We start from the raw sequence: 9,039 nt of genomic DNA, 5'->3' as shown, positions 1-9,039 counted from the left end.
GCGTCGACCTGCTGCAGGACTCATCGTTCATTCCGACAGGGGCAGCCAGTACGCCAGCCGCGAGCATCAGCAGTTGCTGGCACGCCATGGTCTGCGCGCTAGCATGAGCGGCAAGGGCAACTGCTGGGACAACGCCGTGATGGAGCGCTTCTTCCTGAACCTCAAGATGGAACGTGTGTGGCAGCGCGACTACGCCAACCACGCTGAAGCCGCTGCCGACATCTGCGACTACATCGTCGGCTTCTACAACAGCCGCCGCCTGCACTCGAGCCTGGGTTATCTGCCTCCCAATGTCTATGAACGACACATGGCAGTACGTGCCCCTATCTAGGTGTCCGAAATTACTTGACCAGCACACACTGCCGGGGGCATATCCCGGCCTCCGACCTCAAGAAAAGCGCAGACGGCAACTAGTTAGCGCTGCGAATAAATCAACCGCCGCTTGCCCTCACCCCCGCCCTCTCCCAGAGGGAGAGGGAGTTAAGCCCCCGCCCCCTCCCAATGGGGAAAGGGAGTTAAGACTCCCGCGCCCTCCCATGGGGGAGAGAGTTAAGGCCCCCGCGCCCAGGACGTCGCAAGAACGCTCCTGGAAACATTTTCACAGGTCACTCACGCCGGCCGCGGTGTCTCCTCGGCAGGCATGTGCGTATACGTCGCTACCAGACGCAGCAACTCTTCTTCCGAATACGGCTTACCAAGGTAATGGTTGACCCCCAACTCACGAGCATGCTCGCGATGTTTTTCAGCGATGCGCGAGGTGATCATGATGATAGGCAGATCACGCAGATGCTCGTCAGCACGTATGTTTCGAACGAAATCGAAGCCATCCATACGAGGCATCTCGATATCCGACAGCACCACACTGGGTCGCTCAATCTGCAGGCGCTCCAGCCCTTGCAGGCCATCGGCCGCCAGCGCGACTCGGTAACCTTCGCGCTGAAGCATGCGCTGGGTCACGCGGCGCACCGTGATCGAATCGTCCACCACCAGCACCAGAGGAGCCTCCTCGCGCTGATCCCGCTCAGACGCCAAATCAACATGGCCAGTGGACTGGCCTGCATCATCGGACGACGCAGTGAGCGCGCGCGCCTGCTCCCCATACACAGTGGCCAGCGCCACCGGGTTGTAAATGAGGACCACGGAACCCGAAGCCAACGCGGTGATGGCCACCAGACCAGGCAAGCGCGACAGCTGCGGGCCCAGGTTTTTCACCACTACTTCCTGGTTGTTCAACACCTCATCCACGTGCAGAGCAATGCGCTGCTCAGCACTGCGCAAGATCACCACAGACGCATGCTTGTCTGATGATTGCAAGCCGCGCCGAGAATTCTGCAGCAATGCACCCAGCCAGAAGAACGGCAATTCCTGGCCGCCATGAGCGTAACTGCCCGTTTCGTAGGCTTGATGCAGACCATCCGCCCGAGCCCGCTGAACGAGCTCGACCAGGTTCGAGGGAACGCCCACGACCAGGTTACCCGCTCGCAACATGACCACATGGGTCACCGCCGTGGTGAGTGGCATCACCAACTTGAAGGAACTCCCCTGACCTTCCTGGGAGCTGGTTTCAACGCGTCCGCCCAGCGCCTGGATCTCAGAGCGCACCACGTCGAGGCCGATGCCTCGCCCGGCCAACTCGGTCACCTGGGCCGCCGTACTGAACCCGGCGCCAAAAATCAGATTGGTAGATTCAACCCCAGTCAATTCCTGCTCGGCCGTCACCAAGCCTGCTTCGAGAGCACGCGCCCGGATGCGAGCTAGGTCAAAGCCGCCGCCATCGTCGCGGAATTCCACTGAGACATCGTTACCGGCCTGCTGCACCACGATGGAAACCAGACCCTCAGGAGCCTTCCCTCGTTGTGCGCGAACCGCGGCCTGCTCGATGCCGTGCACCACACAATTTCGCAGCAAGTGCTCGAAGGCGGGAGCCATGCGCTCTAGGATTCCGCGATCCATCTCGATGGAACCACCGGTGATCTCCAGCCGGACCCGCTTTTCCGTTTCCTTCGATGCCTGGCGAACGGTGCGATAGAGCCGCTCGGAGATAGCCTCAAATTCGACCATCCGCGTACGGAGCAGATCCCTTTGCAACTCTCGCGACAACCGCGCCTGTGCAGCCAAGTTATCTTCACTGGCTTCAACGGTCAATTGCAAGCTGCGTTGCACCGTACCGATGTCATTCACCGATTCCGCCATCATCCGCGTAAGCTCTTGCATACGGGTGAAGCGGTCAAACTCCAGCGGATCAAAATTCTGCTGAGCGTCTTTGGAGAGCGCCAGCCGCGACTGCATCTGCGTTTCGGCCTGAAGCTCGACATCGCGCAGTTGCACCCGCAAGCGATCCAAGTTGCCAGTGAGATCGGTCAGCAACCCGCGAACTTGCTTGACCTCGGACTCCAGGCGCGTGCGTGAAGTGATTACTTCGCCCGCCTCGGTGACCAGCCGGTCCAACAATTGCGAGCGCACCCGAACGATCTGGCTAGCGGCCACACGAGAACTGACCAGCGACAGCTCGGCTGGCAACGCCACATGACCCCGAGGTACCGGCTCGCCCGCATGGACGGGAGCGACCTCAATCGCAGGGCTCTCCAGCACCGGAATAATCGGCGCGGGGGGCACATCGGAAATGACAAAGGTGGCCTGGCGGGATTGCAGTCGTTGCAAACCAGATTGCAGCTCGTCCAGGTGATCAAGCATGGGTTCGAGATCAGCCTCGGTCAGCGTGCCAGTTCCCAGTAGCTCAATGGCCGATTCCGTCCGGTGAGCCATCTCACCCAGGCGCATGGCGCCAGCCAATCTCGAACTGCCTTTGAGCGTATGCAGACCGCGCAGCACTTGACCACGCGCGCCCAGATCATCCGGATGTGAAATCCACCGCCGCAGCGCAGTGCTCATCTGTGGAAGCAATTCCTCGGCTTCCTCCAGGAAAATCGGGAGCAGATCTTCGTCTACGGCGTCCGCGACGTCGATCAGGTCAGCGATGGCATGAACCGGCGCGTCATCGATCGTGACAACCTTCGCAGGCGCATTGATGAACGAGTCTTGAACAGACCGATGGCCTTCCCGCTCTGCTTCTGCTTTGGCGTCGTTGAAAGAGGTGCGTTCTTCCAGGCCAAACGCGCTGAAACTCTCGGCATCCGAGAGCGGCGCCTGACCATCCGAATCTACCGGTTCCAGATCGTGCACCGCCTGCAGAACAGCTTGCGCAGGCTCCTTCAAGATACCTGCTGCGAACTGGTGCAGCAAGCGCCGGATTTCTTCTGCAGCCTCAATCAGAACGCTTGCTTGAAGTGCAGACCCCACGCTCTGCCCATGCAGCCGCTGCAAGGCGTGCTCCACCGCACGCGCAAGGCTGGAGAGGTCGGTGAACCCCACCGTGGCCGAACTTCCCGCCAAAGAATGCGCGCTGGAATTCGCCGCTTCCGGCAGCGGCCGCTGAAGCTCCATGGACCATTCGGAGAGCTCGTTAAGCAGCACCCTTGACCACTCATCCGCCTCATTCAGATAGACGTTATAGAGCGGAATGCTGATGCGAAGCGCACCAATATGCTTGACCTCATTGCCAGAAGCTACGAGCTCTGGCTCGACCTCCGCGGCTGGGGCCTCGAGCTCCAGATCCGGCAATTCAAATGGCAGTGGCGCAGCAAATGCCGTGAACTCCTGGTGGACGGGTGGGAGTTCGGGCGCAAGCTGCTCCGGCAAAAATTCCGTGGCTTCAAGCGGTAACGCCTCAGCAGGGGATTCTCCGGCGGAATCGGCAACGCCGTCTTCCGCGAAGTTCCATTCCAGCATGAAATCCTGATCGCCTTGTATCGTCTGCGAGGGAGCGACTTCGGTGCGACCGACATCCGTGACGCCTGCTTCGAGGCTGTCGACTGCGACGGGGCTTTCAAGATCAAGATCCGGTAGATCGAGAAAATCAAGCATCGTCGCCTCTTCAGGCTCAGTGGCAGAAATTCCTTCATCCTGGACCTGGACACGAGTTGTGTCTGCGTTTTGCCCTGGAGCCTCCTCAAATGCTTCGAGTCCCAGGTCAAGCAGGTCGATGGAATCAGCAGAAACGGCTGACTCACTAACTTCGGCATTCAGATCAGCGATGAACGCTGCATCCGGCGAGCTTTCCTCGACGACTTCGATCACCTCGGTTGCTTCGATCGCCTCGGTTGACTCAGCTGGCTCGGTTGCCTCAACCGTTTCTACGCTATCCAGGAGCAGCGGGAGGCGCTGGTCTTGCGTTCGCAGTGCATCCGCGGCCAGGCTGAAAGGCGCGGCCTGCCAATGCGTATCGGTCTTGGCCGCGATATCTTCGATCCAGCGGCCAAGAGCTTCAATAGCTTCGCTGGAGAATTCGCGCAAGTCCTCAGTCACCGGCTTGTATTCGGCCAACCAGGAATTGAGTAGTTGCTCCATGGACCACGCAGCGTCCCCGAACTCGGTCAATCCGACCATGCGCGAGCTGCCCTTGAGCGTATGGAAGGCACGCCGCAAGATGGTCTGCTGCACCATGTCAGCAGGGTCGGTTTGCAGAGCTTGCAGCGCGTCAGTTCCCGCGCGTACAACGTCACTCGCCTCTTCCAGGAAGATGTCGAGCAGGTCGCTTTCATCGTCCTCTTCGCCCCAGCTTACCGCTGTAGGCTCGGGCTCGCGCACCGGCTCGTCCGACCGGGACACTGTATCCAGATGACGCAAGGCTCCTGACAAGGCCTGTTCGTCCTGCTCACGCACCGCTTCTGCGGCCTGATTGGCGGCATGGGCGAGAGCTGGTTTTTCGTCCAAGGCGGCCGTGATCGCGAGCTGCTCCAGCGGGGCGAGCAAGGATTGCATCGGCTCGTCTTCCAGCGGCAACAACTGGCCCGGCGAGGTTGAGCCCAAGAGCTCATCGGTGCTTTCTGGCTCTACATGGCTGCCGATATCAAGATCGAGCTCGATCAGGTCGATCACTGGCTCCGCAGCGATAGCCTCAACCGCGGGGACCGACTCCGCCGGAGCCCGCTCCATCAAGGGAGTGAGTTCACCCGTTACCGAGTTGTAGGCAAACAGTTTCTTGGCAAGCACCGGCTGATAGGCCAGCATGTCAATCAGAAAACCCAGCGCGCCAAGGCTGGTGCCGAATCGCTCGAACGTCCCATCGCTGCGCGCCTGATCGATGTCGAGCTGGCCAATCAGCAGATTTTCGATAGTGTTGCGCATGTGGCCTACCGCCAAGGCAGCCTGCTCCAACCCCAACACAGACAACACGCCGCGCATCTGCGACATCAGCCCTGGAACGGGCTCTAAGGTCGTCAGATCAGCGGGGTTGCGGAAAAAGCGATCGAGATGCTGCTCTGCCTCACCCAAAGTGATGCGCAACTCGCCGATCACCGTGCCCATGGTTTGGCGCTCGCTGAAACCGCGGTAGAGCTCCTCCATCCAGGGCTCGAGCGCTTGCGGCTTACCGCCCAGGCGCACTACGTTCAACCGGTTGGCCAAGGCCAGAATCCGATCAGTAAATTGCGGATCGCCAGGCTGAAAATCGGAGAACGAAGCCTCCAGGAACAGAATAGCAGTGGCCGTTTCCATGGCCAGCTCCGCTGTAGGCGGCTGATTCGACTGGGCCGTGTGCGCGGCGACTTGCGTCAGCGCATCGGCCAGCGGCTTGCCACGCTGGTGCAACTTGACCAGCGACTCAGCCGCCAAGCCGAATTGATCAACGCAGCTCTTGAGCCGCGCCATGTCACCACCGGCAAGAGCGGACCAGTTCTCCTTAACGGCCTCCACGCGCCGACGAGCTTGTGCCAGCACAGAGGGGTCGAAAAGCCCGAACATGGGCTCTTCATAGGCCACCGCCTCGTGAGCTCCCAGCCCCCACGCTTGACGCACGGACTCCAGCATGGGAGCCCGCTCGTTTGCAACAGGGCGTGCCTGCGCACAAAAGAAAAGCAGATCCAGCGCCAACCTATCCGACACGGAATGGTCGCCACGCGCCAGAGAAGCGTACTGCAGCAGAACGCGGGAGGCTGCACGCCGCGCGTAGGTATCCGAGGGGATGAGCGTTTGGCCCAATGCTTCAAAAAAACCGGCTGCCACTCGCCAGAAAATGGCTGGTTGCTTGACTGTCTCACCATCTGACAGGCCAAGACAGACCACGCTGAGCTCAGATGCCGCGTTGACATCTCCATCTCGCATGATCTTGAGCACGCGTTGATCAAGTTGCGTGCGAACCTCTTTCCCATACGGGGTTTTCTGCGAGGCGACGGGCCCCGAAGGATCAGCCCAGCGCCAGGACACGTGCCAAAGATCTGCGGGGTGCACACGGTCGGCACCCGCCATCTGCTGCACCTGGCGAAATTGGGGAAAGAGGCCAAGTGCCGGGCGAGGATGCTCCCCAAGCTGGCTCTCAAGATATTCGAGTAACGCGAACCCCGCACGCTCCAGTGTGCTGGCGGCCGATTCACTGCACTTATCGGGGTGCAACACGAACTGCTGCACTGCACCTTCCATGCCTCGAACCATGCGTGCTGCCACGCTTTGGCCAATCATCTCCAAGGCGCCTACCACCTGATGGATCTGTTGCCGCGCCATACGCAATTGGCCGGCATCCACACTGGAGAATTCGACGCCTCGCGCCGATTCGGTTTCACGCGCGAAACGCTTGAGCGCCTTGGCGGATGCTTCGATCGACCGACGCGTCTCTTCCAAGACCCAAGCCAAAGGCCCGAGATCTCCTACATCAGCCACGGCAACGCCACGAGTAATCACATTCGCTCCAGACATCAACCGATCTTGAACCGTGCCACGGATTGACGTAGTTCATCAGCCATGCGTGCGAGATCCCGCACCTGGGCTGCAGTCGTGCGGGTGCTCTCACCAGCCTGCTCGGTCACCGCGAAAATGTGCTGAATATTGCTAGCCACATCATTGGCCTCAGCAGCTTCCTTGGCAGCTGAAGCCGAGATCTGCTCAATCAGCTCCGCCAGTCTGCGCGACACTCGATCGATCTCGGTGAGCGCGGTACCTGCGTTATCTGACAATCGAGCGCCCTGCACCACACCTTGGGTGGATCGCTCCATGGCGGCCACGGCATCTTGCGTGTCGGTCTGAATAGCTTTCACCAGAGCCGCGATTTGGCGGGTGGCGTCGCCAGAACGTTCGGCCAAGCGCTGAACCTCCTCGGCCACCACCGAGAAACCTCGGCCAGCCTCACCGGCGGACGCGGCTTGAATCGCCGCGTTCAGAGCCAGGACGTTGGTCTGCTCCGTAATGTCGGCGATCAGCTCTGTGATTTCACCAATTTCTTGCGACGACTCACCCAGGCGCTTGATCCGCTTGGAGGTTTCCTGAATTTGATCGCGAATCGAGTTCATGCCGCCAATAGCGTCATGCACCGCCGTCAACCCCGATTCCGCCGCCAGCAGCGATTGCCGCGCCACCGAGGCCGATTCCTGAGCCTGGGCAGACACATCGTTAATTCGAGCCGCCATGTCGAGTACGGATTGCCCCGTCTCGCGAATATCGCGCAGTTGCTCGGTTGATGTGGCCAACAGCTCAGCGGAGGTGTTCTCCACCCGCGAAGTGGTTTGCGCCACCCGCGTTGCCGTGCTTTGCACGTTACCCACCAGCGAGCGCAACTCTTCCACGGTGTAGTTCACCGAGTCAGCGATGGCGCCCGTGATGTCTTCGGTAACGGTGGCTTCCTGCGTCAGATCACCCTCGGCCACCGTTTGCAATTCGTTCATCAAACGCAAAATGGCAGCCTGGTTGGCATCGTTCACGCGTTTGGCTTCCTGCTCCTGCTGCTCGGCGGCCAGACGTTGGTGATCCGCCATTCGTTGCCGCTGCTGACTTTCCAACAACTGGACATATCCCAGGCCAACGGCCGCCAAAATGGCCAGAAGAGCGGAGCCAAGCAGCACCACCAGATTGAACCAGCTCATCCCCGAATCCGAGGAAAGACGCGACTGCAGTCCATCCAGGGCTTTGCGCAGCGGTTCGCTGTCTGCCACGATGGAGCTTTCAGCCTCGCGCGTCGAAACCAAACCCTGCAGATTTCCCAAAATCCCATCAGCCTGCGCCCGGGTATCTTCATACACCTTGAGCAAAGCCTTCACGCGCTCCCGGGTCTGCTCGTCCTTCGCGGCTGACAGGCGCAACTCCTGGTTGCCAGACAACAAGCCCTCTGCGATTTCCTTGAAGGAATTCAAATCTTTGCCCAGCAGGAACACAGCCTCCGGGCTCACCCCTTCAGGTGTGAGGAATTCGGTGGCTGATTTGCCTACGCGCTGTGTCAGCATGACCAGCTGACCAGCTGCGGCAATCTCGACGGCTGGCGCATTTTGTTGCAACTTGAGCGATGACACCGATTCGGCGACCTCAAGCAGGTCAGACGATTGCCGACTAATGGCACGCAGGGAAACTCCGACCTGGGTCAGGGTTTTTTGCTGAGCCACCACCATCGCAGTGTTCTTTTCAGCGCGATCGACCAATTGCCCGATCGCACTCAACTCTGACTCGTATGCACTGTCGAGCGCGGAGATGTTCGCGTTACCCGAACGCAGCCCGCGCACGTCTTCAACCAACTTGGCGGAGCTTTCCTTCAACTCAGGAAATGCCTGCGCGTTGCCCAAGACAGCCTGCGCTACAGATTTCGCCATCCGCTGCGCTTGCACAAGCGCTTGCCCGACAGCACCCACCTGCTGAGTTTCCTGATCGGACTTTGATATACCTCGGTAGACGATAAGAGCCAACACGAGCAGCGACACCGCCAGCAAGATCGAGAGCAGCCTTTGATGTTCCTGGGCACTTCTGCGGCCCAGCAGTGGCACCTTGATCGTGGTTGCCTCGCGCAATGACTTCGCCTGGTTTTCGCTCTCTTCGTCGCCGAACCCAGATTCAATGCCCACGTGGTCTGAGCTCACCTCATGGCTGGGTGCAAGAGCTGCCGCGCCGGTCGGACCCCAGCGAAAGGGAGCTTCGGCGGTCTCATCTGCCTCGGGGCGGGGATCCCGCGGTCGTTTCTTGAATAAGCTCGAAAGTTGATCAGCAAGCGACATGAATTGACCTTCG

3 protein-coding genes are annotated in these 9,039 nt (G+C 60.0%); 1 reads left to right on the top strand and 2 read right to left on the bottom strand.

The features are described from left to right. Positions 1-331, top strand: a 331-nt coding sequence (locus G518_RS0132245; RefSeq protein WP_028605978.1) for an integrase core domain-containing protein, incomplete at its 5' end; no start/stop codon positions are given. Between the two features lie 278 nt (positions 332-609). Here the strand turns inward: G518_RS0132245 and G518_RS38035 are convergent. Both G518_RS38035 and G518_RS0132235 read right to left on the bottom strand, forming a co-directional pair. Next, the gene (locus G518_RS38035; protein ID WP_051237652.1) at positions 610-6,750 is read right to left on the bottom strand and encodes an Hpt domain-containing protein; all 6,141 of its coding nucleotides are present in this window, start codon (positions 6,748-6,750) and stop codon (positions 610-612) included. Continuing rightward, the gene (locus G518_RS0132235; protein ID WP_028605977.1) at positions 6,750-9,026 is read right to left on the bottom strand and encodes a methyl-accepting chemotaxis protein; all 2,277 of its coding nucleotides are present in this window, start codon (positions 9,024-9,026) and stop codon (positions 6,750-6,752) included. Before G518_RS0132235 ends, G518_RS38035 begins: the two co-directional genes overlap by 1 nt. Positions 9,027-9,039: the final 13 nt, after the last annotated feature.

Origin of the sequence: Ottowia thiooxydans DSM 14619 (assembly GCF_000422885.1) — a bacterium.
GTDB lineage: Bacteria > Pseudomonadota > Gammaproteobacteria > Burkholderiales > Burkholderiaceae_C > Ottowia > Ottowia thiooxydans.
Note: the sequence above shows the minus strand (reverse complement) of the source record. Positions and strands in the feature narration are given on the sequence as shown.